This window comes from Stenotrophomonas sp. AS012628 (genome assembly GCF_010608305.1).
GTDB lineage: Bacteria > Pseudomonadota > Gammaproteobacteria > Xanthomonadales > Xanthomonadaceae > Stenotrophomonas > Stenotrophomonas geniculata.
On sequence record NZ_VMBJ01000010.1, the window covers coordinates 80,415 to 102,206 of the forward strand.

Annotated in this window: 24 protein-coding genes and 2 riboswitches; of the genes, 9 read left to right on the forward strand and 15 right to left on the reverse strand. The window is 66.8% G+C overall.

The features are described 5' to 3' along the window. Window positions 1-109 precede the first annotated feature (109 nt). Window positions 110-730: a glutathione S-transferase gene (locus G5A07_RS07125; protein WP_010481150.1), complete on the reverse strand. Its 621-nt coding sequence runs from the start codon at window positions 728-730 to the stop codon at window positions 110-112. A gap of 112 nt (window positions 731-842) precedes the next feature. Then, window positions 843-1,622, reverse strand: coding sequence for an NYN domain-containing protein (locus G5A07_RS07130; RefSeq protein WP_010481148.1), 780 nt, complete (start codon window positions 1,620-1,622; stop codon window positions 843-845). Between the two features lie 123 nt (window positions 1,623-1,745). Here G5A07_RS07130 and G5A07_RS07135 point away from each other — a divergent pair, with 123 nt between their 5' ends. Beyond that, entirely contained in the window at window positions 1,746-3,026 is a 1,281-nt protein-coding gene (locus tag G5A07_RS07135; protein ID WP_049452933.1) for an NAD(P)/FAD-dependent oxidoreductase, read from the forward strand. A gap of 80 nt (window positions 3,027-3,106) precedes the next feature. On the opposite strand, the gene G5A07_RS07140 is transcribed toward G5A07_RS07135, so the two are convergent. The 3 genes from G5A07_RS07140 to G5A07_RS07150 form a co-directional block, all read right to left on the reverse strand. Next, on the reverse strand, window positions 3,107-3,559 hold the full coding sequence (locus G5A07_RS07140) for a hypothetical protein (RefSeq protein WP_049452935.1): 453 nt from the start codon (window positions 3,557-3,559) through the stop codon (window positions 3,107-3,109). 3 nt (window positions 3,560-3,562) lie between these two features. Further along, entirely contained in the window at window positions 3,563-3,994 is a 432-nt protein-coding gene (locus G5A07_RS07145) for a nuclear transport factor 2 family protein (RefSeq protein WP_049453026.1), read from the reverse strand. Window positions 3,995-4,065: 71 nt separating this feature from the next. Beyond that, complete coding sequence (locus tag G5A07_RS07150) at window positions 4,066-4,332, reverse strand: GIY-YIG nuclease family protein (protein ID WP_049452937.1); 267 nt, start codon at window positions 4,330-4,332, stop codon at window positions 4,066-4,068. Window positions 4,333-4,372: 40 nt separating this feature from the next. Further along, window positions 4,373-4,462, forward strand: a riboswitch (glycine riboswitch). A 13-nt stretch (window positions 4,463-4,475) separates the two neighbouring features. Next, a riboswitch (glycine riboswitch) is annotated at window positions 4,476-4,579 on the forward strand. Between the two features lie 84 nt (window positions 4,580-4,663). Between G5A07_RS07150 and G5A07_RS07155 the strand changes: the two genes are divergently transcribed. Then, window positions 4,664-5,281, forward strand: a complete 618-nt coding sequence (locus tag G5A07_RS07155) for a trimeric intracellular cation channel family protein (RefSeq protein WP_005411215.1) — start codon at window positions 4,664-4,666, stop codon at window positions 5,279-5,281. 85 nt (window positions 5,282-5,366) lie between these two features. Here G5A07_RS07155 and G5A07_RS07160 read toward each other — a convergent pair whose 3' ends face one another. From G5A07_RS07160 to G5A07_RS07195, 8 genes are all read right to left on the reverse strand, one after another. After that, on the reverse strand, window positions 5,367-5,678 hold the full coding sequence (locus G5A07_RS07160) for a DUF5076 domain-containing protein (RefSeq protein ID WP_010481144.1): 312 nt from the start codon (window positions 5,676-5,678) through the stop codon (window positions 5,367-5,369). 285 nt (window positions 5,679-5,963) lie between these two features. Continuing rightward, the gene (locus tag G5A07_RS07165) at window positions 5,964-7,037 is read right to left on the reverse strand and encodes a 3-deoxy-7-phosphoheptulonate synthase (protein WP_053443579.1); all 1,074 of its coding nucleotides are present in this window, start codon (window positions 7,035-7,037) and stop codon (window positions 5,964-5,966) included. Window positions 7,038-7,333: 296 nt separating this feature from the next. Next, window positions 7,334-7,591, reverse strand: coding sequence for a hypothetical protein (locus tag G5A07_RS07170; protein WP_059035572.1), 258 nt, complete (start codon window positions 7,589-7,591; stop codon window positions 7,334-7,336). A 112-nt stretch (window positions 7,592-7,703) separates the two neighbouring features. Then, a complete protein-coding gene (locus G5A07_RS07175) occupies window positions 7,704-8,042 on the reverse strand; it encodes a DUF6616 family protein (protein WP_059035574.1) in 339 nt (112 codons plus the stop codon). Between the two features lie 55 nt (window positions 8,043-8,097). Further along, a complete protein-coding gene (locus tag G5A07_RS07180; protein WP_191863093.1) occupies window positions 8,098-8,838 on the reverse strand; it encodes a DNA alkylation repair protein in 741 nt (246 codons plus the stop codon). Then, window positions 8,835-9,329, reverse strand: a complete 495-nt coding sequence (locus G5A07_RS07185; protein WP_049452939.1) for a MarR family transcriptional regulator — start codon at window positions 9,327-9,329, stop codon at window positions 8,835-8,837. Before G5A07_RS07185 ends, G5A07_RS07180 begins: the two co-directional genes overlap by 4 nt. 72 nt (window positions 9,330-9,401) lie before the next feature. Next, window positions 9,402-10,700 (reverse strand): ATP-binding protein, encoded by a 1,299-nt coding sequence (locus tag G5A07_RS07190; RefSeq protein ID WP_191863101.1) that lies wholly within the window; start codon window positions 10,698-10,700, stop codon window positions 9,402-9,404. Between the two features lie 32 nt (window positions 10,701-10,732). Then, window positions 10,733-11,440 carry a response regulator transcription factor gene (locus G5A07_RS07195; protein ID WP_010481131.1) on the reverse strand — a complete coding sequence of 236 codons (708 nt, stop codon included), beginning with the start codon at window positions 11,438-11,440 and terminating at the stop codon, window positions 10,733-10,735. Between the two features lie 106 nt (window positions 11,441-11,546). Between G5A07_RS07195 and G5A07_RS07200 the strand changes: the two genes are divergently transcribed. From G5A07_RS07200 to G5A07_RS07210, 3 genes are all read left to right on the forward strand, one after another. Beyond that, window positions 11,547-12,476 (forward strand): pepsin/retropepsin-like aspartic protease family protein, encoded by a 930-nt coding sequence (locus G5A07_RS07200; RefSeq protein ID WP_191863094.1) that lies wholly within the window; start codon window positions 11,547-11,549, stop codon window positions 12,474-12,476. 67 nt (window positions 12,477-12,543) lie between these two features. Then, on the forward strand, window positions 12,544-13,707 hold the full coding sequence (locus G5A07_RS07205; protein WP_191863095.1) for a serine hydrolase domain-containing protein: 1,164 nt from the start codon (window positions 12,544-12,546) through the stop codon (window positions 13,705-13,707). Window positions 13,708-13,780: 73 nt separating this feature from the next. Then, window positions 13,781-14,047, forward strand: coding sequence for a hypothetical protein (locus tag G5A07_RS07210; protein WP_043397487.1), 267 nt, complete (start codon window positions 13,781-13,783; stop codon window positions 14,045-14,047). 115 nt (window positions 14,048-14,162) lie between these two features. Here the strand turns inward: G5A07_RS07210 and groL are convergent, their stop codons facing one another. Together groL and G5A07_RS07220 are read right to left on the reverse strand one after the other, a co-directional pair. Further along, the gene (gene groL, locus G5A07_RS07215) at window positions 14,163-15,812 is read right to left on the reverse strand and encodes a chaperonin GroEL (protein WP_191863096.1); all 1,650 of its coding nucleotides are present in this window, start codon (window positions 15,810-15,812) and stop codon (window positions 14,163-14,165) included. 81 nt (window positions 15,813-15,893) lie between these two features. After that, entirely contained in the window at window positions 15,894-16,181 is a 288-nt protein-coding gene (locus G5A07_RS07220; protein WP_019338944.1) for a co-chaperone GroES, read from the reverse strand. A gap of 352 nt (window positions 16,182-16,533) precedes the next feature. Here G5A07_RS07220 and G5A07_RS07225 point away from each other — a divergent pair, with 352 nt between their 5' ends. The 4 genes from G5A07_RS07225 to G5A07_RS07240 all read left to right on the forward strand — a co-directional run bounded on the left by G5A07_RS07225 (window position 16,534) and on the right by G5A07_RS07240 (window position 21,669). Next, window positions 16,534-18,324, forward strand: a complete 1,791-nt coding sequence (locus tag G5A07_RS07225; RefSeq protein ID WP_191863097.1) for an endonuclease — start codon at window positions 16,534-16,536, stop codon at window positions 18,322-18,324. 68 nt (window positions 18,325-18,392) lie between these two features. After that, on the forward strand, window positions 18,393-18,731 hold the full coding sequence (gene cutA, locus G5A07_RS07230; RefSeq protein ID WP_010481118.1) for a divalent-cation tolerance protein CutA: 339 nt from the start codon (window positions 18,393-18,395) through the stop codon (window positions 18,729-18,731). Continuing rightward, entirely contained in the window at window positions 18,728-21,109 is a 2,382-nt protein-coding gene (locus G5A07_RS07235) for a protein-disulfide reductase DsbD domain-containing protein (RefSeq protein WP_191863098.1), read from the forward strand. The genes cutA and G5A07_RS07235 overlap by 4 nt, the downstream gene beginning before the upstream one ends. After that, on the forward strand, window positions 21,106-21,669 hold the full coding sequence (locus G5A07_RS07240; RefSeq protein WP_100446841.1) for a TlpA disulfide reductase family protein: 564 nt from the start codon (window positions 21,106-21,108) through the stop codon (window positions 21,667-21,669). Before G5A07_RS07235 ends, G5A07_RS07240 begins: the two co-directional genes overlap by 4 nt. Window positions 21,670-21,792 lie beyond the last annotated feature (123 nt).

Genomic DNA, 21,792 nt, shown 5'->3' on the forward strand with positions numbered 1-21,792 from the left:
CCCAACGCACGGTAGCGCCGGGCCGTGCCCGGCAGGCCTTCGTACGTCGCGTTCGCCGGGCATGGCCCAGCGCTACCCGCGGGGTCACCGCTATCCGGAACGCCAGCGCTTACGTCAGCGGCGACATCACGCCGCGCTGGTAGGCCGGCCGCTCGCGCAGGCGCGCATACCAGTCGGCCAGGTGCGGCAGTTCCGGGCGCTGGATCGGCAGTTCGAACCAGGCATAGATCAGCGAGCCCAGCGGGATGTCACCCATCGCGAATTTCTCACCCGACAGCCACGGCTGTTTGGCCAGCGTGGCATCGGCCATCGCCAGGTAGTCACCGGCACGCACGATGGCGGCATTGATGCGCGATTCGTCACGGTCGGCCGGGGCGGTGCGCATGATGCCCCAGATCAGGTCGGTGTACAGCGGCGCCATGCGCGAGGTGCTCCAGTCCATCCATTTCTCGGCCTGGGCACGCTCCATCGGGTCTTCGGCGTACAGCGTGCCCAATGCGTAGCGTGCGCTCAGGTAGCGCACGATGGCGTTCGATTCCCACAGCGGCAGGCCGTGGTCTTCGATCACCGGCACCAGGCTGTTGGGATTCATCGCCTGGTACTCCGGCGTCTGCGTGCCGCCGTGGCTGCCACCAACTTCGATGGATTCATACGGCAGGCCGATCTCCTCGGCGCACCACAGCACCTTGCGGACGTTACTGGAATTGCGGCGGCCCCAGATCTTCAACATGCGGGTTTTTCCTTGCTGGCAATGCGAGCGGCAACGATACGCCTGATCGGGTGGGGTGTGTGCGTGCCGGATGCGGGATCTTGCATCCGGCGTTGCCGGCCAGCGGCCGGCACTACCGGTTCTTCTTCGGCAGCGCGCGCACGTAGGATGACTTGCCGTCCTTCTTCAGCTCGAACAGCCCGATCGCTGCCAGCAGATCACTGAGCTTGCCGTAACCGTAGTTGCGCGGATCGAACGAAGCCTGGTTGCCGATCTGGCTGCCAACCGGCCCCAGATGCGACCAGCCATCCTCGCCCTCGGCCGAGGAGACCGCGCGGCGCAGCATCTTCACCAGCCGGGTGTCGCTGCGCATCTCCGCACCGCTCTTGCGCGGCCGCGCATCGTCGTTGGCCACCGGCTCGTTCGAGGCCTGTTCGCTGGAGGCCTGTTCGGTATCCGGCACGCTGGCGTGGGTCTGGCCCAGCGCTTCCAGGTAGGTGAACTTCGAGCACGCGTTGACGAATGGCTCGGGCGTCTTCTTCTCGCCGAAGCCATACACCTTCACGCCGTCGGTGAGCAGGCGCATCACCATCGGAGTGAAGTCGGCATCACTGGAGACGATGGCGAAACCATCGAGGTTGCGCGCGTACAGCAGATCCATGGCGTCGATCACCATCGCCATGTCCGAGGCATTCTTGCCCTTGCTGTAGGCGAACTGCTGGATCGGGCGGATCGCGTACTCGTGCAGCACCGCCTCCCAGCCCTTCAACCGCGGACTCTTCCAGTTGCCATAGGCGCGGCGCACGTTGGCCACACCGTAGCGGGCGACTTCGGCCAGGACCTCGTCGATCTTCGAGGCCGGCGCGTTGTCGGCGTCGATCAACAGGGCGATGCGCTTTTCCGGTTCGCTCATGGGCTCCTCACGGGCCGTTGCCTGAACCCGAGTATCGCCGATCCACGCGGGCGCTGACGTGACAGGGGGCCATCATGCGAAGATGCCAGGCGCTTCCCCCAATGCCCCCACTGGAGTGAGTCGATGAGTCGCGAGCGCGTTCCCCACCTGGTTGTTGTCGGCGGCGGTTTTGCCGGTCTCTGGGCCACCCGCGCCCTGGCCCGCGAGCGCATACGCATCACCCTGGTCGACCGCCGCAACCATCACCTCTTCCAGCCGCTGCTGTACCAGGTGGCCACCGCCGGCCTGTCCGCCCCGGATATCGCCGCACCGCTGCGCCACATCCTCGGCCACCAGCGCAATGTGGAAGTCCGCCTCGGCGAAGTGGTGGCCATCGACAAGCAGGCCCGGCAGATCCGCATGGCCGATGGCAGCACGCTGGACTACGACAGCCTGCTGCTGGCCACCGGCGCCACCCACGCCTACTTCGGCAACGACCAATGGGCCGATGATGCGCCCGGGCTGAAGACGCTGGACGATGCCATCGCGCTGCGCCGCAAGCTGCTGCTGGCGTTCGAGCGCGCCGAGGCAGAACCGGACCCGGCGAAGAAGGCCGCATGGTTGAGCTTCGCCGTGGTTGGCGGTGGACCTACCGGCGTCGAACTGGCCGGCACGCTGGCCGAGATCGCGCGCCATACCCTGCGCAACGAGTTCCGCCACATCGACCCGGCCAGCGCAAAGGTGAGGCTGGTCGAGGCCGGTCCGCGCGTACTGTCCTCGTTCCCGGAAGTGCTTTCGCTGAAGGCGCGCCGGCAGCTGGAAAAGCTGGGCGTGGAAGTGCTGACCGGCACTCCGGTGAGCGACATCGACAGCCAGGGCTTCAGGCTCGGCGATCAGTTCGTGCCGGCACGCACGGTGGTGTGGGCCGCCGGTGTGGCCGCTTCACCGCTGGCGCGCACGCTGGAGGTGCCGCTGGACCGCGCCGGGCGCGTGCAGGTGCAACCCGACCTCACCCTCTCTGGCCACCCGGAACTGTTCGTGGCTGGCGATCTGGCCGTATTGAACCAGGCCAACGGCAAGCCGGTGCCTGGCGTGGCGCCCGCGGCCAAGCAGATGGGCAAGTACGTGGCCGAGGTGATCCGCGCGCGCCTGCACGGCAAGCCCGAACCCGGCCCGTTCAAGTACGCAGACTTCGGCAACCTGGCCACGATCGGCCGCATGGCTGCGATCGTGCATCTGGGCCGGCTGCAGCTGTCCGGTGTGCTGGCGTGGTGGTTCTGGCTGGCCGCGCACGTGTTCTTCCTGATCGGCTTCCGCAACCGCATCGTGGTGCTGCTGAACTGGGCCGTGGCGTACTGGAGCTACCAGCGCAGCGCGCGCATCATCTTCGGTGATGACCAGGACGACCGGCGACCGAAGCGGTAGGAGCGCACGCAACGGGGTCGGCTCCCTTTCCGCAGGAAAGGGCTCTGACCCGGTCAACACCCTCCACGCATGGCGTGGATCTACCGGTTCATCGGGCCACCGGACATCCGTCGTTTCGACCAGGTCCGGCAGAAGTCCTCCTTCCTTGCGGTGTCGGCAATCTGCGCGGTACTCCAATGCCGGGTGATCCAGATCGTCAATGCGGTACTGCTGAGCTGCCAGCGCAGCACGCCGCGCTGCGGTTGCCGCCACAGATAGCGCCGGGCAATCCAGAAGGCCTCCCGCTCCACTTCAGGCACCTTCTTCATCGCGTCGTTGTCGAAGAACTGGGCGGTGAAGCGCCAGGGGTTCATCGGCCGATACCCCGCCCGTGGCTCACTGCTGCACGCAGCCACACCACTGAGCGCACGGTCGGCCGGCTTCGGCCGACCGCCTGCTAATACCAGCCCGAGCAGGTACAGCAGTCCAGGCAGCAGCGCGATGCCGGCGACCAGCACGACGACGGAGATCCATGCCTTGCCGGCGGCACGCATCGCTCACTGCGCCTTCGGTTTCGGGTACCACAGCGCGTTGACGATGACCCAGCGCTGGTCGAAGCGCCCCATGTGGAAGTAATCGACGAACCACGGGGTCTCCAGCCGTACCGAGGCCGCGTTGCCGGTCACGTCCAGCACCGTGCAGCGACGATCCCATTGATCCTTCGGGGTCTTCAACGCGCCCTGCTTCGTCAGCAAGACCAGCTCCTCCTTCGACATCCGGCGCAGGCCCAGGCGTTCGTCAGGTGTATCGCCGAGCACAGCGCGCTTGGCCAGGTCCGGATGCAGGGAGCGGGCGACGCGCTGCGGGTCGGCTTCCAGCTGGCCATCGACATAGTCGTGGCAGGTGGCTTCGATGGCCGCGAGGGTGGCCGGGGCGGCGGCGGGGCTTGTGCCTGCGGAAAGAGCGAACAGCAGGGCGATCGTGGACATCCGGGTCTCCAGCTCTGGGCGCGAGGCGATCATCGCACGGGCCGGGTAGCCCATCCACGCGTGGCGTGGATCTACAGGACCGGCGCCTGCAGCCAAGCCAGCTTGCGTTCGCGGGGCTGCTGCTTGAGCTGCCATTCGGCCCGTGACGCGGCGGCCCGGTCCGGGTACTCGCGCACGGCCAGCACGCGCAGCGGTGGCCGGGCCCGGGTGTAGCGCGCGCCCTTGCCGGCCTGGTGGGCGGCGAAACGCGCCTCCACATCGGTGCTGATGCCGGCGTAATAGCTGCCATCGCGGCATTCGAGCAGGTACAGGAACCACGGGCGGAGGGACGGGGCCATGCCTGGATTATGTCGTGCTGCACTGCAGCGGATATACTGGCACCCGAATGCAGGAGAGAGGCGCCGCGCTGGCGCCCGCCGAAGGCGCAGGCTCCCATGATCGCTCAGGCCGGTGGGCTGGAATCCCACCAACCATGCATTCGACTCGCCGAGCTGGAGAGAGGTCACCGGGCACGCCCGGGACGATCCGCCGAAGGGGCACGCGGCCTACGCCGCTGAACTCTCAGGCAAAAGGACAGCGGGAGCGGCACCGGTCATCGTCATCCCGTCATTGCGCAGGCTGTGGCGGTAGTCGCGCATGGCCGGCCCCACCGCGCCCGGAGCCTGTCCCATGCTGCTGTCCATCATCTACCTGATTGCCATTTCCGCCGAGGCCATGACTGGCGCACTGTCCGCAGGCCGCCGCCGCATGGACCTGTTCGGCGTGGTCATGATCGCCTGCGTCACCGCACTCGGTGGCGGTTCGCTGCGCGACATCCTGCTCGGCCACTACCCGCTGGGCTGGGTCAAACATCCCGAGTACCTCGGCTTCACCGTGTGTGCGGCGCTGATCGCCACCTGGGTGGCGCGCTGGATGCACCACTTCCGCCGCACCTTCCTGGTGCTCGACGGCCTGGGCCTGATCGCCTTCACCCTGATCGGCTGCTCGATCGCGCGCGAAGCCGGCCATGCGATGCCGATCGTGCTGATCGCCGGCATGCTGACCGGCGCGTTCGGCGGCGTGCTGCGCGACATCCTCTGCAACGAGGTACCACTCATCTTCCAGAAGGAGCTGTACGCGATCATCGCGCTGCTGACCGGCGCGGCCTACCTGTTGCTGCTGCACTGGGGCGTGGCCGATGCCACCGCAATCCTGTGCTGCCTCGGCGGCGGCTTCGCGCTGCGCCTGCTGGCGATCCACTACCGCTGGGAAATGCCGAAGTTCGTGTACCACGACGAAGTGCATTGAAGTTCGCGTTCTCCACGTCGCCCAGCGCTTGTTGCCGTGTTGCGTTGGGACGCTGTCTCCAGCGCCGCGGCGCCCATCTGGTCCCTCAGTGGCGGACCACGAATCCCCCCGAGCGCCCACTGGACGGCGCCCGCAGCTCTTCATCGAATGCATCCTTGATCGCGTTGATCGCCGCGCCGCGGTCCATCCCGCCACTCACGACCAGAGCATCTGCGACATGCTGGGCGACGTCTGCCAGGATGCGTCCCCACGCATGCTCCTCTCGAATGCCAGGACGATCTCCATACAGGCCAACGTTCAGCGAAGCATGCAATCCCCGTTCGGCAATCCACACGCGGATCATCTCGATGGAATCCTCATCGCGCTGTGCGGCTTCTGGAATGATCAGTTCTTTCATGGCTGCGGCCACCAAACAGGAAGTGGCATTGTGACGTGACCTGGAGCGTACGTGGAGCGGATCTTCTACAAAGCCCCGCGCTTCGCGGGCTCGACGCTACATGAAGGCCCCATCCATCGTTCTCACCACCCCGGCGATGTACCTGGCGCTGTCGCTCATGCGCAGCGCCAGGCGCATCGCCGGTGCAGATGGGCCGGTCTCCAACTCCGACCGGCCCTGATCGCGGCCGCACCCCCGCAGGCGCTGGCCGCCATCCACACAAGTGCCGCACTCAAGCGGCTTCCATCAGGCGGCTTCGGACACCTTCACTTCACGGCGGGCGCGCACGGCCGCGGCCAGCCGCTCCAGCACCGTCACGGTGGTGTCCCAGTCGATGCAGCCATCGGTGATGCTCTGCCCGTAGACCAGCGGTTGGCCTTCCACCAGTTCCTGGCGACCACCAACCAGATGGCTCTCGATCATCACGCCAACGATGCGTTGTTCGCCGTCTTCCAGCTGAACGGCGATGTCGTCGATCACCTTCGGCTGGTTCTCCGGATTCTTCAGGCTGTTGGCATGGCTGGCGTCGATCATCAGGCGCGCTGGCAGCTTGGCCTTGGCCAGCACCTGGCAGGCCTCGGCAACACTGCCTGCGTCGTAGTTCGGCTGCTTGCCGCCGCGCAGGATCACATGGCAATCCGGGTTGCCGGTGGTCGACACGATGGCGGTTCCGCCCTGCTTGGTGACCGACAGGAAGTGATGCGGATTGGACGCCGCACCCACCGCGTCAGCGGCGATCTTCACGTTGCCATCGGTGCCGTTCTTGAAACCGACCGGGCACGACAGCCCCGAGGCCAGCTCGCGATGCACCTGGCTTTCAGTGGTGCGTGCGCCGATCGCGCCCCATGCCACCAGGTCGGCGATGTACTGCGGCGAAATCACGTCGAGGAACTCGACACCGGCCGGCAGGCCCAGCTTGTTGATGTCGCGCAGCAGGCCGCGTGCGATGCGCAGGCCCTTGTCGATCCTGAAGCTGCCGTCCAGGTCCGGATCGTTGATCAGGCCCTTCCAGCCCACCGTGGTGCGCGGCTTCTCGAAGTACACGCGCATGACGATTTCCAGTTCACCGGCCAGCGCGTCGCGCAGCGGCTTCAGGCGCTGGGCGTACTCGATGGCGGCCTTCGGGTCGTGGATCGAGCACGGGCCTACCACCACTGCCAGGCGGTCGTCGCGGCCATGCAGGATCTGGTGCAGGGCCGCGCGCGAGGCGCTGACGGTGTCGGAGGCTTCATCGTCACAGGGCAGCATCGCCAGCAGCTGGGCAGGCGGTGTCAGCGGTTCGATGGTGCGGATACGCAGGTCGTCGGTGTGCGGGGGCATTGCGGGAGATCTCCGGAACGTTGGGGGTCCCCAGCGTGGCTGGCATGAAAAAAGCCGCCAGGTTCGCTGGCGGCTTTCGGGAATGCGTCTGAAGCTTTCTTCAGGGTGAGCGCAATCCTTCCTCCGCCGGTGGCTTCGGAAAGTAATACCAGTAAAAGCTGGTGGGGGCTGCGTTCATGGGATCTATTGATAGCACAGCTTTTGCGCAGTGCAAAATGTTTCATACGCAACTGGGGACGCGGTTCAGCGAGATGCGCGCCAGCCCGGCTTACGCGGCGGTAACCACGCAAAGTCGCTCATTTGCCATGCACTTCCACGTCCAGCAGCAGGCCCTCATGGATGTCGGCCCAGCGTTCCAGCACGCGATCCAGTTCCTGCCGGGCCTCGTCCAGCTGCTCGGGGTTGAGCAGGGAACGCGCGGTGTAGAGGTCGGAAACCAACCGCCGCAGGGCCGATTCCTGGATGGCCACCGACGGCCCCTCCAGCCCCGGCAACTGCAACGCCGGGCAGTCGCCAAGAGGGCCGAACAGCGTGACCTGGAGCGTGCTCTGCATGATCGACTTCCCTGCGGATGGACATGGGCAATGTCCTGTTTACCGCGTCCGGGTGACAGGCGCATGTGCCACCCATGCCGAGGACCGGGATCTGCCGGCGTCTGCCGCCCCGCTACAAGGCGGCCAGGTCGGCCAGGTGCTGGGCCATGCTGTCCATCGCGCCTACCGCATGGGTGGTGGTGAAGTACTCATGCCAGCCGGTAGCGGCAATGCCAGCCACCAGCGCATCGACCTCCTCGCGGCTCGCGCAGCGCCAGACCGCATAGAACTGCTCATCGCTGCTGTGCGGTACGTCCTTGGCAATGCGGCCCATCGCCAGCGGCGTGATCCGGGCTGGATCGAACTGCTGCATGCCGGCGCCAATACGGGCGAAGAAGGCATGCCGCTGCTCGGGCGGCAGTGTGGTCCAGGCCGGCGTGGCGGTATAGAGCTCGATGAAGGTGTGCGACATGGTGGTTCTTCCTTGAGGTTGACGGGGTTGCGGGGTTGTCGGCCAGCATCCGGCACTACCGGAGCGAGCGCAGTGCGCGTTTGCGGATGTAGGCGTTGGCGTCGCTGTGGCGCTCGTGCTGCCAACGCGTGCACAGCACGCGCAGCCACTTCGGCTGAGTCTTGCCGGCATCATTGAGCCAGTTGCCGACCGAATCCTGCACGTAGCGTTCCGGGTCGTCAGCCAGTGCTTCCAGCATCGGCAATGCATGTTCAGGGTGCTGCTTGAACAGCGCGATATGTGTGGCCCAGACACCGCGCGGACGCAGTGCTTCGCAGGCGAAGCGGCGCAGGTACGGCGAAGTTTCCTGTGTCCACGGTTGCAGGTACTCAAGCGCCTGCATCGGCGCGGCAACGATGTCCGTGCGTAGCGCCAGCCACGCCCATTCGCGCACACCGAAGTGTGGATCGTCGGCCAGCGTGCGCATCTGCTGCAGCTTCTCTGCCAACGTCGCACGGGCATCGCTGCCGATCAGGTAGCAGGCCCAGCCGCGCACGGTGTCGGAGCTGTGATGCTGCCAAGGCGCAGGCGCGCCCTGCCCCGCCTCACGCAGCAGCTGCGCAGCCAAGGCCATGCGCAGCGTGATGCCCTTGGCTGAGGCATCCTGCATGCGCTGCAGCGCTTCCGGTGCAAGCGTAGGTGCCACCGCCTGCAGCAGCGCAGCGAAATCCACCGCCAGGCATTCAGCCAGATGGCTGGCGGCGACGCTGCCAGTGTTGAGCGCATTCAATCGCTCAGCTGTCAGGGTCCCGCTCATGCCCCACGACCTGTATCGGTGTGCCGCCAGACCTTGTGCAGCAGCTGCGACAACTGCTGCTGTTCTTCCGCGTCCAACCCGCTGAACAAGCCCCCTATCCATTGCGTGTGCTGGTTGAACAGCGTCTCGGCCAGGCACTTCCCCTGTGTGGTCAGCACGATCTGCAGGCGCCTGCCGTCTTCGGCGTCACTGCGCCGCTGCAGCAGCCCTTCGCGCTGCAGGCCATCAATCAGGCCACTGATCGTGGCGCGGGTGACACCTGCGCGCTCGGCCAGTTCATGCGGAGGCAGCGTGCCACCCGCGCCGTGCAGCAGGAAAAGCACGATGAAACGCCCTTCACTGAGCCCGTGCGGCGCCAGGCGCGTGGCGCAGTCGCGGTCGATGGCCGATGACAGCGACAGCAGCTGGAAACACAGGCGCAACTGCGCGACGCCGGTATGGCCGCGTCGTTGCGCTTCATCCAGAAGGGCACTGTGCTTGGCTTCCAGCATGGCTCTCTCCAACATGATTAGGTGCCTAATCATATTGCAAAACAAGGCTCCAACGCCAGTATCAAGGCGATATCAGGAAACCGGCCCCAGCAGCAGGCGTGCGATCAGTCCGCCGCCGTCACGCTGCAGCAGCAGAAGCTCGCCCCCATGCCGTCGTGCGACGTTGGCCGCCACCGCCAGGCCCAGGCCGGTGCCTCCCGTGGCGCGGCTGCGCGAGCTCTCGCTGCGTTGGAAGGGTTGCAGCAGGCGTGCGCGGTCGTCCTCGGCAATGCCGGGGCCGCGGTCCATCACATCCAGCTGCATGCGACTGCCTTCCATGGCGGTGTGCAGATCTACGGCACCGGCGTAGCGGTCTGCGTTGTCGATGAGGTTGTCGATCGCCCGCCGCAGCAGGAGCGCGTCGCCCTGCCACGGCAAGGTGTCCGGTCCCTCGATGGAGATCTCGACACCGCGCAGCAGGGCACTCTGCACGCATTCCTCCAGCAACGCGGCAAGGTCCAGCGGCCGCAACTGCAGTGGTTGCAATTCGCCGCGTGCGTAGTCGAGCACCTGCTCGATCATCGTGTCCATGCGCTCGATGTCGGCCACCATCCGCGCCGCCTGTGGCGGCGGTGCAAACTCCGCGCGCAGACGCAGGCCGGTCAACGGCGTGCGCAGGTCGTGCGCTACCGCGGCCAGCATGCGCGTCATGTCCTGGGCCTGTTCGCGCAGGCGCACGCGCCCGGTGCTGATCGCTGCAGCCAGTATCTGTACTTCGCGTGGGCCCTCGTCCGGCAATGGTGTTTCAGCCTGCAGATCCACACGCGCGCTGGCTTCGGCCAACCGTCGCAACGGGCGCCCCAAGCGGATAGATGCCCACGCCGCCAACGGCGCCAGCAGCACGGCACCGCCCAGCAGCGCCAGCACGACCTGCCGGCGCCACGCCGCCAGATCGCTGTGGTCACTACCCACCACCTGCCATCGGCCATCGGCCTGGCGCATGCCCAGTTCAAACGGCGGCCATTGCATCGCGGTCAGCAGCGCGGCCTGCGCCTTCAGTACGCCGGCCCGCGCCGTGGCATCCAGCACCGCGCCGTCTTCAATGATCTGCACATCGGGCGCCTTGCCTTGTCCACTCCATACCAGCCGAACATCCTCCACCGGCAAGCCCAGCTGCTGCGCCGCCAGCTGCGTAAGCCAGTCGCTGGCGTTGCCCTGCGGCGGCGCTGCCTGCGTCGCCAGATGCAGGCCCAGCGACGCCGGCGCCTGTTCCCCTCGCAGCACCTGCACGGCCTGGTCCAACTGCATCGGTGGCGGCGCGGGCCGAGGCATCCAGCCAACCACGGCCACGCTGACCAGTGTCGCCAGCAGCAGGCTGGCCAGGGCCAGCATCGTGATCCAACGCGCGGTCGGCCACCGGCTGCTCACAGCAGCTGTACCTCGGCGTCGAAGCGATAGCCTTCGCCACGCGATGTCTGCACCAGCGATTCCGCACCGGGTGAAGCCTGCCCGAGCTTGCGGCGCAGGCGGCTGATCGCCAGGTCGACCGCGCGGTCGACGCTGTCACTGGGCTCGCCACGGCTCAGCTGCAGCAGCTGCTCGCGCCCCAGCACCCGCCCGGGGCGTTCGGCCAGCGCCAGCAACAAGCTGAATTCACCACGGCTGAGCACCAGCTCGTTGCCATCCGGGGCCAGCAGGCGACGTTGTTCCGGCAGCAACCGCCAACCAGAAAAGCGCAGTTCACTGGCGACCTGCGCGCGCAGCTTGTCCTGCCGGCGCAGCAGCGCACGTACCCGCGCCAGCAGCTCGCGCGGATCGAACGGTTTGGCCAGATAGTCGTCCGCGCCCATCTCCAGGCCGATCACCCTGTCCGGTGCGCTGCCCATCGCCGACAACATCAGGATCGGGATCGCCCGCGCCTGCAATCGGCGGCAGACCGAAAGTCCATCCTCGCCGGGCATCATCCAGTCAAGCACGATCAGGTCCGGACGTTCGACCTGCAGCAGCACATCCAGCGCCGCTGCGTCGGCAGCCACTCGCACCTGGTAGCCGTGCAGCAGCAGGCAATCGGCGATGGCATCACGGATGCTGGCGTCGTCATCGACAACGATGACACGGGCGGGAGTCGTCATGCGGGCAGTATCAGGCAGGTCTGTATCAGGACGGTATCAACGCCGATATTCCCGCGATACGCCGCTGCGCGCCAATGGTCACCCATGATCACTGCGGAGACTTCCCTTGCGCCTCATCCCATTCTTCCTGCTTGCTGCCCCGCTGCCTGCGCTGGCGTCCGATCCCCCCGAACACATCCTGCCGATGTGGATGCAGGGCGGTCATCCGGCCGTGGCCGTGTCGCTGGACGGGCGTGCCGAACCGCTGCGCTTCGTGGTCGACAGCGCGGCAGGCGCCACTCTGGTCGATGACCGCGTCGTGCGACGCTATGGTCTGGAGGATGCGGATGCAGAGGTATCACAGGCCCAAGGGGCCAGTGCAGCGTCCGCGCGGCTGCAGCGCATACGCAGCACGTCCTGGCAGCTGGGCAGTTGGCAGCTGCAGGCCCAAGCCATGAAGGTCGATCTGTCGTCGTTGCCGAAGGAGGATGATCCGGCCATTGACGGCTTGATCGGCAACGATCTGACCGGACGCTGGGACACCCGTTGGGATTTCGGCCGCAATCAACTGGCGCTGTGGACACCCGGTGGATTGAACCTGGAAGGACCGGGTTGCCAGCCCAATGCGCTGCCCGGCCGCACTGACGGCCTGCGCCAGTTCGGCTTCATCACGCTTGCACTGGGCGCGCCTGCGGTGGACGCCATCGCCGTGGTCGACACCGGTGCCGCGCAGACCGTCCTCAACGCCGAAGCAGCCCGCGCACTGGGGCTGCGCACCGACGGCAGCGACGCGCGGGTGCGGGTGCGTGAAAAGGGCACCGAAGGCCTGGGCGGCGGAAAGCAGGCAACCTGGCTGTACACCCTGCCCGGCATGACCGGCAGCGGCTGGCAGCACCCGTCGATGGAGGTCCGCATCAGCGAACTGCCAGTGTTCAAGGCGATCGGCCTGGAGGGTCGGCCGGCGCTGATCCTTGGTGCGGATGCAATGCGTGGCGGCCAGGTGGACATCGGTGCCGGCGCGGCCCGGATCTGCCTGCGCCGGCCGCAGGCCAGCTGACATCTGGCAATGACGCCAGCGGCAGCCTGGCGTAGCATCACCGTGCGCCCCACCAGGAGTTCCACGCATGCGCCGTGTTGCCCTGTTGTTGCTGACGCTTTTTCCGCTGGCCGTGCTGGCCGCACCGCCACCCGTGCCCTCGCCCACTCGCATCGATGCCGAAGCACAGCGGCTGATGCAGGCGGCCCACGCGCGCGGCATGGCGCTGGCGGTGATCGATGGCGGCAAGGTGGTGCATGTGGCCGCCTACGGTGAACGCAACGCCGCAGGCGAACCGCTGCGCACCGACACCGTGATGTACGCTGCGTCACTGACCAAGATGGCTTTCGGCCATCTGGTCGCACAGTTGGCGCAGGACGCGCGGATCGATCTGGATGCGAGCATCGCTACCGCCCTGGACAAACCGCTGCCGGACTATCCACCGGAACCGAAGAAGTACGCCGACTACAGCGTGCTGGCCGGCGATGCCCGCTGGCGCCAGCTCACCCCACGCCTGCTGCTCAACCATTCCAGTGGCTTTGCCAACTTCGGCTTCCTGGAGCCCGATGGGCGCCTGAAGTTCCACTTTGATCCGGGTAGTCGATATGGGTATTCCGGAGAGGGACTGATCCTGCTGCAGTTCGTGATCGAACGCGGGCGGCTGGGCGAGGATGTGGGCGCGTTGATGCAGCAGCGGGTGTTCGACCGCTTCGGCATGACCCGCACCAGCATGATGTGGCGTGCGGATTTCGCCGCCAACCTGGCCGATGGCTGGACGGCAGAAGGTGTGGCCGAACCGCACGATGAGCGCAGCCGCGTGCGTGCGGCTGGTTCAATGGATACCACCATCGCCGACATGGCCCGTTTCGCCGCTGGCTACGTGCGCGGCGATGGATTATCAGCGGCGATGCGCAGGGAGCTGGTGCGGCCGCAGCTGCAGATCACCAGCGCCAGCCAGTTCCCCACCCTGCAGCCGGAGCTGCCGAAGGCGCAGCAGCGCAAGGACCTGGCGGCTGGCCTGGGCGTGGTGACGTTTCTCGGCCCGCAGGGCGCAGGCTTCTACAAGGGCGGCCACGACGATGCGGTGGGCAATACGCTGGTATGCATGGAGCAGCACCAGCGCTGCGTGGTGATCCTGGGCAACGATGTGCGGGCAGAGGCGGCCTTCCCGGCCCTGGTGGCGTTCGTGCTGGGCGACACCGGCGTGCCGTGGCAGTGGGAGTACGGCGCGGCGAAAGCGTTTGTCAGATGATCGAAGCGTTACCGTTGCACACAGGTCCCGCAGTCGTGCAGCATGCAGACACGGACGCAATGCAGGAGACAGGATGAATCGCCCAGAGATCGATGCCATTGCCGAAGCGGTGTTGCAGCCGGATGCACGGCGTCTGCGCATCGCTGCACGCCATCGCCAGGCTGAACATCGGCAGCGACGTCAGCGGGTGGCAGCCGGCGCCAGTCTGATCGGGATGGCGGGGGGCCTGCTGCTTGCGCCGATCACGGGGCTGCCGTGGGTACAGGGGATGATTGCTGGCGGCGCGCTGTCCCTGCTGGCGGCCCACCTGTGGCTGCAGCGGCGCGAGGGCCGCGGGTAGACTTACACCTGGGAGCGGCATCCACGCATGGCGTGGATCTACTTTGATTCCGACCGGCCACAAAAAAAACCCCGCCTTCCGGCGGGGTTTTTCATTGCGGGGTGACAGCGGGGACTTAGAAGTCCATGCCGCCCATGCCACCCATGCCGCCCATGCCACCGGCGCCACCCATGGCCGGCTCGTCCTTCTTCGGAGCTTCGGCAACCATGGCTTCGGTCGTGATCATCAGGCCAGCGATCGAGGCTGCGTTCTGCAGCGCCGAACGGGTCACCTTGGTCGGGTCCAGGATGCCGAACTGCAGCATGTCGCCGAACTCGCCGGTGGCGGCGTTGTAGCCGAAGCTGCCGGTGCCTTCCTTGACCTTGTTGATGATGACCGACGGCTCGTCACCGGCGTTGGCAACGATCTCGCGCAGCGGGGCTTCCATCGCACGCAGGGCGATCTGGATGCCGTGGTTCTGGTCTTCGTTGGCGCCCTTCAGGCCGGCCAGTGCGGTGACCGCACGGACCAGGGCAACACCGCCGCCCGGGACCACGCCTTCTTCAACGGCTGCACGGGTAGCGTGCAGGGCGTCGTCGACGCGATCCTTCTTTTCCTTCATTTCGATTTCGGTCGAAGCACCGACCTTGATCACGGCAACGCCGCCGGCCAGCTTGGCCACGCGTTCCTGCAGCTTCTCGCGGTCGTAATCCGAGGAGGTGTCCTGGATCTGGGTCTTGATCTGCGCCACGCGTGCATCAACGTTGGCCTTGTCGCCGACGCCATCGATGATGGTGGTGTTTTCCTTGGAGACCTGCACCTTCTTGGCGCGGCCCAGGTCCTTGATGGTGGCCTTTTCCAGCGACAGGCCAACTTCTTCGGAGATCACGGTGCCGCCGGTAAGCACGGCCATGTCTTCCAGCATCGCCTTGCGACGGTCGCCGAAGCCCGGAGCCTTGACGGCCACGACCTTGACGATGCCACGGATGGTGTTGACCACCAGGGTCGCCAGCGCTTCGCCTTCGACTTCTTCGGCAACGATCAGCAGCGGCTTGCCGGCCTTGGCGACGCCTTCCAGCACCGGCAGCAGGTCACGGACGTTGGAGATCTTCTTGTCGTGCAGCAGGATGAACGGGTCATCCAGGTCAGCAGTCTGCGACTGCTGGTTGTTGATGAAGTACGGGGACAGGTAGCCGCGGTCGAACTGCATGCCCTTGACCACGTCCAGCTCGTTGTCCAGGCCCGAGCCTTCTTCAACGGTGATCACGCCTTCCTTGCCGACTTCCTTCATCGCGTCAGCGATGATCTGGCCGATCGACTCGTCCGAGTTGGCCGAGATGGTGCCGACCTGGGCAATCGCCTTGTCGTCGGCGGTCGGCTTGGAGATGGTCTTCAGCTCGGCAACGGCGGCCACGACGGCCTTGTCGATACCGCGCTTGAGGTCCATCGGGTTCATGCCGGCGGCAACAGCCTTGGCACCTTCGCGGATCAGGGCCTGGGCCAGCACGGTGGCGGTGGTGGTGCCGTCGCCGGCGTCGTCGTTGGTGCGCGAAGCAACTTCCTTCACCATCTGCGCGCCCATGTTCTCGAACTTGTCAGCCAGTTCGATTTCCTTGGCGACGGAGACGCCGTCCTTGGTGATGGTCGGCGCGCCGAAGCTCTTTTCCAGCACGACGTTGCGGCCCTTCGGGCCCAGGGTGGCCTTGACGGCATTGGCGAGAACGTTGACGCCGCGCACCATGCGCGAACGGGCGTCTTCACCGAAACGAATATCCTTGGCAGCCATTGCGATTACCTCGATGTTTGCGCCGGGCCGGGCCCGGCGACGAAAAGGGATGTCTTACAGAAAAGCAGGTCGCGCCGAGGCTCAGCCGATGATGGCGAGCACGTCGTCTTCGCGCAGGACCTTGTACTCGACGCCTTCGCTCTTGTACGAGCTGCCGGCGTACTGGCCGTAGATGACCTTGTCGCCAACCTTCAGCGACGGCGCGCGCACGTTGCCGTTGTCCAGCGGCTTGCCCGGGCCGACGGCCACAACTTCACCCTTGGTGGACTTTTCCTTGGCCGAGTCGGGGATGACGATGCCACCGGCGGAGATTTCGTCGGCTTCGATCGGCTTGACCACAACGCGGTCGTGCAGCGGCTTGATGCTCATGAGAGACCTCTTAAGTTATTGATTGGTCTGAAAAAGTCCGGCGATGTTAGCAGTCACACCAGGCGAGTGCCAGCAACGCGCGTGAAAAAGCCCGACAAGTCGGGAGCACGACAGAGATGGAGACCTCCACAGGCCTTTCAAGGGCCGATCCCGAAATTTTTCTCCGGACCCGCAAACCTCCTTCCCTGCGTGGACGCCTGTATAGGGATGCAACGCGGCAAGCCAAGGGGGGAAACGGGTGACATTTGGTGACCAATGTCCCACTGTCAGATATCTGACGTTCATTTACGACAAAGTGTCACTGGATCGGCCTTAGGCTCGGCCGCGCATTCCCAATCACAAGGAGTTGTCGATGCGATTGCTGTCCCCGCTTGCCGCCGCCTGCCTGCTGGCGCTGGCCGCCGCGCCGGCTCAGGCCGAGGTCTTCATCAATGAACTGCACTATGACGACAGCACCGCCGCCGGTGACGTCGGCGAAGCGATCGAGGTCGTAGCCACCGCCGGTGAGGATCTGTCCGGCTACCGCCTCTACCTCTACAACGGCAGCAATCCTTCGGCCGCCACGGTCTACGCCAACAACCCGGTTCCGGCCGGCACCGCCGCCGGTTGCGGCAGCGCCACCCTGGCCGTGGTCAGCTACCCGACCAACGGCCTCCAGAACGGCCCGAACGACGGCATCGCCCTGGTCGATGCCAGCGGCAAGGTGGTCCAGTTCCTCAGCTACGAGGGCGCCATCACCGCCTCCGGTGGCCCTGCCGCCGGCATGACCAGCCAGAACATCCCGGTGGCCGAGACCAACAGCACCGCGCCGGGCACCTCGCTGCAGCTGACCGGCAGCGGCAGCCAGTACGCCCACTTCACCTGGGCCGAATCGGCCGGGCAGACGTTTGGCAGCTGCAACAACGGCCAGACCTTCAGCGGCGGCGGCACCCCGGGCCCGAACACGCCGCCATCGGTCTCCACCACCACCCCGGCACAGGGCAGCAGCACCTTCCCGGCCGCGGCCGATCTGGAAGTGGTGTTCAGCGAAACCGTGAACCTGGCCAGTGGCGCCTTCGCGCTGAGCTGCGGCACCTCCGGCAGCGTGCCGCTGACCTTCCCGGCCAGCGGCCGCAGCGTGAAACTGTCCACCAACACCGCGCTGGTGGCCGGTGAAGCCTGCCGCTTCGATATCCGCGCCGCGCGCATCACCGACCTGCAGGGCGCGCATCCGGCGGCCGACAGCCGCATCGCGTTCACCGTGGCCAGCACCGGCGGCAACCCCGACCCGGGCAATCCGGGTGTACCGGCCGGCTATTACTCAAAGGTCAACACCAGCAGCCCCAGCCAGCTGCGCTGCTCGCTGCACGCCACCATCAAGGGCCATACCGCCTATCCGTACAGCGGCTCGGGCACCAGCACCTGGACCATCCTGGAAATCGCCGACGAGGATCCGAACAATTCCGGCAGGATCCTGGATGCGTATCGCAACCGCAGCTACGCCAAGGTGACCGACCGCGCCGGCAGCGGCAGTGGCCTGAAGTACAACCGCGAGCACACCTGGCCGAACTCGCTGGGCTTTGCCACCACCACCGGTGACAAGGGCCTGCCGTACGCGCCGTATACCGACACCCACATGCTGTACCTGACCGACGCGCAGTGGAACGCCGACCGTGGCAACAAGCCGTTCGGCAAGTGCGACGCCAACTGCGGCGAGCGCGCCACCGAGGCCAACAACGGCCAGGGCGGCGGCAGCGGCGGTTACCCGGGCAACTCCAACTGGGTACGCACGCCGGACGGCAACACCGGCACCTTCGAGGTGTGGGGCAAGCGCAAGGGCGACATGGCGCGTGCGGTGCTGTACATGGCCATCCGCTACGAGGGCGGCAAGGATGCGGCGACCGGCCAGTCCGAGCCGGACCTGGAGCTGACCGACGACCGCAGCAAGATCGTCAAGACCAGCAGTTCGCCGGCCTACATGGGCCTGCTGTCCACGCTGATCGACTGGCACCTGTCCGACCCGCCGGATGATGCCGAACGTGCACGCAATGACGTGATCTACAGCTTCCAGGGCAACCGCAATCCGTTCATCGACCACCCCGAGTGGGCGACCCCGGGCCTGTTCACCTCGGCCAAGCCGGCAACCTGCCAGCTGGCCAACTGACCGCGCAACGCAGCGGTCCATCGCCGCCGCCGGGCCCTGACCCGGCGGCGGCCCTATACTCGACGGTCATGTCGACCGTCGATCCCGTCCTGCTGCTGTTGACCACCTGCCCGGACCGGGCCAGTGCCGAGCGCATCGCGCACGCGCTGGTCGGCGAGCGCCTGGCCGCGTGCGTGACCCGCCTCGATGGCGCGCAGTCGACCTACCGCTGGCAGGGCGAGGTGACCACCGACGCCGAGCTGCAACTGCTGGTGAAGACCACCGCAAGCCGCGTCGATGACGCGATTGCCCGGATCGTCGAACTGCATCCGTATGAACTCCCGGAGTGCATCGCGGTCGAAACCCGGGCCGGCCTGCCGGCGTATCTGGACTGGATCCGGGCACAGACCCGGGAGGACACTGATTGAAGACTCTGTTTGCGCGTGGCGCCGCCTTGTGCGCCCTGATGTGGCTCTCGCTGCCCGCCTTCGCCCTGGATGAGAAGGACCTGCTGCCGGTGGACCAGGCGTTCGCGCTGACCGCCACCGCCCCCGAGCGCGGCCAGGTGCAACTGCAGTTCAAGATCGCACCCGGCTACTACCTGTATCGCCACCGCACCAGCGTCAAGGCTGATCCGGCGTTCAACGCCGGCGCGCTGCAGATGCCCAAGGGCGACAAGCACCACGACGATTTCTTCGGCGAAGTCGAAACCTATCGCGAGCGCCTGCAGGCCACCCTGCCTGGCACGCCGACCGACGCCGCCGGCACCATCAGCCTGGAAGTGCGTTACCAGGGCTGCGCCGATGCCGGTGTGTGCTACCCGCCGCAGAAGCGCGTGGTGCAGGTCACCCTGCCCGGTAGCGGCGCACAGGCCGCGGCGCCGGCCACGCGTACCGGCGCCGCCAGCCCGTTCAACAACCCGCTGGCCGGTGCCGGCAACAGCGGCGGCCTGCGCCTGCCGGGTGCCGCCAGCAACAGCCAGGCGCTGCCGCTTCCTTCGGAGCAGGCGTTCGGCTTCGACGCCATCGCCAGTGACGGCAACACCCTGCTGCTGCGCTTCAGCCCGGCGCCGGGCTACTACCTGTATCGCGACCGCACTTCGGTGAAGCTGGACGGCAGCACCGGCGTGCTGGCCGACAAGCTGCGCTGGCCGGCCGCACAGTCGCATCGCGACGAGCATTTCGGCGATGTCTCGGTCTACTTCAACCAGGTGGAAGTGCCGCTGCCGCTGCGCCGCGCCGTCGCCGATGCGGTCGACAGCACCCTGGTGGTGACGTTCCAGGGCTGCCAGACCGATGGCATCTGCTACCCGCCGATGACCCGCCGGGTGAAGCTGTCGATCCCGGCCGGCAAGATCAACGCCAGCACCGATCAGTCGCCGCCGCGCAACGAGGTGATCAGTCCGCTGCCTACCGCCAGCGGCGCACCACGCGAAGCCGCCAACGGCGCCCCGTTGCGCCTGCTGCCGACGGTGCCCAATACGGATGCCAGCACCCCGGCCGTTGCAGGCGCCGAAAACGGCAATGAGTTCGCTGCCGATGCGCGCGGTGACAACGCCCTGCGCACGCGCCCACCGGCGACCACGCCGAATCCGGACCGTTCGTTCGTTTGGGTGCTGCTGCTGGCCCTGGCCGGTGGCCTGGTACTGAACCTGATGCCCTGCGTGCTGCCGATCCTCTCGCTGAAGGTGCTGAGCCTGGCGCAGAGTGGCGAAAGCCCGCAGCGCGCGCGCAGCCACGCCCTCTGGTACACGTTGGGCGTACTGGTCGCGTTCGCGGTGATCGGCGCGTTGATGGTCGGCCTGCGCGCGATCGGCAACGCCGTCGGCATCGGCTTCCAGCTGCAGCACCCGGGCGTGGTCGCGGTGCTGGCCTACATCATGTTCGCGGTGGGCCTGAGCCTGTCCGGCGTGTTCACCCTCGGCGGCGGCATCGGCAACCTCGGCCAGTCGCTGGCCAGCCGCAGTGGCCCGGCCGGTGATTTCTTCACCGGTGCGTTGGCCTGCGTGGTCGGCAGTGCCTGCGTCGGCCCGTTCATGGGCGGCGCGATTGCCTACGCGTTCATTGCCCCGCCGCTGAAGGCGATGACCGTGTTCCTGTTCCTCGGCCTGGGCCTGGCGCTGCCGTTCCTGCTGATCGGCTTCGTGCCGGCACTGGCGCGCCGCCTGCCCAAGCCGGGCCCGTGGATGGAGACGCTCAAGCACGTGCTGGCCTTCCCGATGTACGCCACCGCGCTGTGGCTGCTGTGGGTGCTGGGCAAGCAGCGTGGCGTGGACGGCATGGCGCTGGTGCTGGGTGGCCTGCTGCTGCTGGCCTTCGGCCTGTGGCTATTCGAGCGCAACCGCTGGACTGGTTCGCGTGCAGTGACCCTGCTCGGCGTGCTGCTGGCGATCGGTGCACTGGTTCCCGCCTGGGGCGTGACCCAGCTGGCACCGCCGGCACGCGCCGCACAGGCCGCCAGCGACAACGTGGTCGAGTACTCGCCGCAGTTGCTGGACCGCCTGCGCGCCGACAACCGCGTGGTGTTCGTGAACATGACCGCCGACTGGTGCGTGAGCTGCAAGGCCAACGAGCGCGCCGTGCTGTCGCGGCCGGAGTTCAAGGAACTGCTCAAGCGCACCAACGCGGTGTACATGCGCGGGGACTACACCAACGTCGATCCGCAGATCACCACGTTCCTGGAAGAGCACAAGGCCGTGGGCGTGCCGCTGTACGTCGTGTACGGCCCGGGCGCACCGCCGACCGTGCTGCCGACCCTGCTGACCCAGGCGGTGGTCGAGGAAGCGCTGCTGCGCACCGCACGATGAAGTGGCAACGGCCAGCGCTGCTGTGGACAGCGGTGCTGGCCGCCGGCCTTGGACTGTGGGCCGGGCATCGATTGGCTCCTGCGCCGGCTGCGCCTGAGGCCATGCCAGCGGCGCCCGCCGTTGCGGCTGCGGCACCCGCCTTGCAGGTTGGCGACAGCCTGCCCGCATTGTCGCTGCCCGATCTTGATGGCCGGCCGCTGGACCTGCGCCAGCACGCTGCCGGTCGCCCGCTGTTGATCAATGTCTGGGCCAGCTGGTGCGCGCCCTGCGTTGAAGAAATGCCCGAACTGGCGCGTTTCGCACATGTCCAGGGCGAGCACGGTGTGCAGGTGCTGGGACTGGCGCTGGATACGCCGGAGGACGTGCGCCGTTTCCTGCAGCGGGTACCGGTGGATTACCCGATCGTGATCGAGACCCCGGGGCCGCGCGATGCCAGCGTGCAGCTGGGCAATACACAGGGCCTGCTTCCCTACAGCGTGCTGTTCGATGCACAAGGGCGGCTGGTGAAGGCAAAGCTGGGACCATTCGCCCACGGCGAGATCGACAGCTGGGTGAAGTGAGGGGGGTTTTTGCAGGGCTTGCAGCCCTGCACCCGGCTCAATGCAACGCCAACAGCCAAAGCGGGCGTTCCGCGGGTTGGCGGGGCGATGTCGGAGTGCGGGGACGCTGCAAGTACGTCCCTG

Excerpts from the sequence above, each read along its gene's own strand:
- G5A07_RS07125 (WP_010481150.1), bottom strand. The coding sequence starts at position 730 with ATGTTGAAGATCTGGGGCCGCCGCAATTCCAGTAACGTCCGCAAGGTG.
- G5A07_RS07130 (WP_010481148.1), bottom strand. The coding sequence starts at position 1,622 with ATGAGCGAACCGGAAAAGCGCATCGCCCTGTTGATCGACGCCGACAAC.
- G5A07_RS07170 (WP_059035572.1), bottom strand. The coding sequence starts at position 7,591 with ATGCAGAGCACGCTCCAGGTCACGCTGTTCGGCCCTCTTGGCGACTGC.
- G5A07_RS07185 (WP_049452939.1), bottom strand. The coding sequence starts at position 9,329 with ATGCTGGAAGCCAAGCACAGTGCCCTTCTGGATGAAGCGCAACGACGC.
- G5A07_RS07205 (WP_191863095.1), top strand. The coding sequence starts at position 12,544 with ATGCGCCGTGTTGCCCTGTTGTTGCTGACGCTTTTTCCGCTGGCCGTG.
- G5A07_RS07165 (WP_053443579.1), bottom strand. The coding sequence starts at position 7,037 with ATGCCCCCGCACACCGACGACCTGCGTATCCGCACCATCGAACCGCTG.
- G5A07_RS07220 (WP_019338944.1), bottom strand. The coding sequence starts at position 16,181 with ATGAGCATCAAGCCGCTGCACGACCGCGTTGTGGTCAAGCCGATCGAA.
- groL (WP_191863096.1), bottom strand. The coding sequence starts at position 15,812 with ATGGCTGCCAAGGATATTCGTTTCGGTGAAGACGCCCGTTCGCGCATG.
- G5A07_RS07180 (WP_191863093.1), bottom strand. The coding sequence starts at position 8,838 with ATGAGCGGGACCCTGACAGCTGAGCGATTGAATGCGCTCAACACTGGC.
- G5A07_RS07225 (WP_191863097.1), top strand. The coding sequence starts at position 16,534 with ATGCGATTGCTGTCCCCGCTTGCCGCCGCCTGCCTGCTGGCGCTGGCC.
- G5A07_RS07210 (WP_043397487.1), top strand. The coding sequence starts at position 13,781 with ATGAATCGCCCAGAGATCGATGCCATTGCCGAAGCGGTGTTGCAGCCG.
- G5A07_RS07190 (WP_191863101.1), bottom strand. The coding sequence starts at position 10,700 with ATGCTGGCCCTGGCCAGCCTGCTGCTGGCGACACTGGTCAGCGTGGCC.
- cutA (WP_010481118.1), top strand. The coding sequence starts at position 18,393 with ATGTCGACCGTCGATCCCGTCCTGCTGCTGTTGACCACCTGCCCGGAC.
- G5A07_RS07175 (WP_059035574.1), bottom strand. The coding sequence starts at position 8,042 with ATGTCGCACACCTTCATCGAGCTCTATACCGCCACGCCGGCCTGGACC.
- G5A07_RS07150 (WP_049452937.1), bottom strand. The coding sequence starts at position 4,332 with ATGGCCCCGTCCCTCCGCCCGTGGTTCCTGTACCTGCTCGAATGCCGC.
- G5A07_RS07195 (WP_010481131.1), bottom strand. The coding sequence starts at position 11,440 with ATGACGACTCCCGCCCGTGTCATCGTTGTCGATGACGACGCCAGCATC.
- G5A07_RS07240 (WP_100446841.1), top strand. The coding sequence starts at position 21,106 with ATGAAGTGGCAACGGCCAGCGCTGCTGTGGACAGCGGTGCTGGCCGCC.
- G5A07_RS07155 (WP_005411215.1), top strand. The coding sequence starts at position 4,664 with ATGCTGCTGTCCATCATCTACCTGATTGCCATTTCCGCCGAGGCCATG.
- G5A07_RS07135 (WP_049452933.1), top strand. The coding sequence starts at position 1,746 with ATGAGTCGCGAGCGCGTTCCCCACCTGGTTGTTGTCGGCGGCGGTTTT.
- G5A07_RS07140 (WP_049452935.1), bottom strand. The coding sequence starts at position 3,559 with ATGCGTGCCGCCGGCAAGGCATGGATCTCCGTCGTCGTGCTGGTCGCC.
- G5A07_RS07145 (WP_049453026.1), bottom strand. The coding sequence starts at position 3,994 with ATGTCCACGATCGCCCTGCTGTTCGCTCTTTCCGCAGGCACAAGCCCC.
- G5A07_RS07160 (WP_010481144.1), bottom strand. The coding sequence starts at position 5,678 with ATGAAAGAACTGATCATTCCAGAAGCCGCACAGCGCGATGAGGATTCC.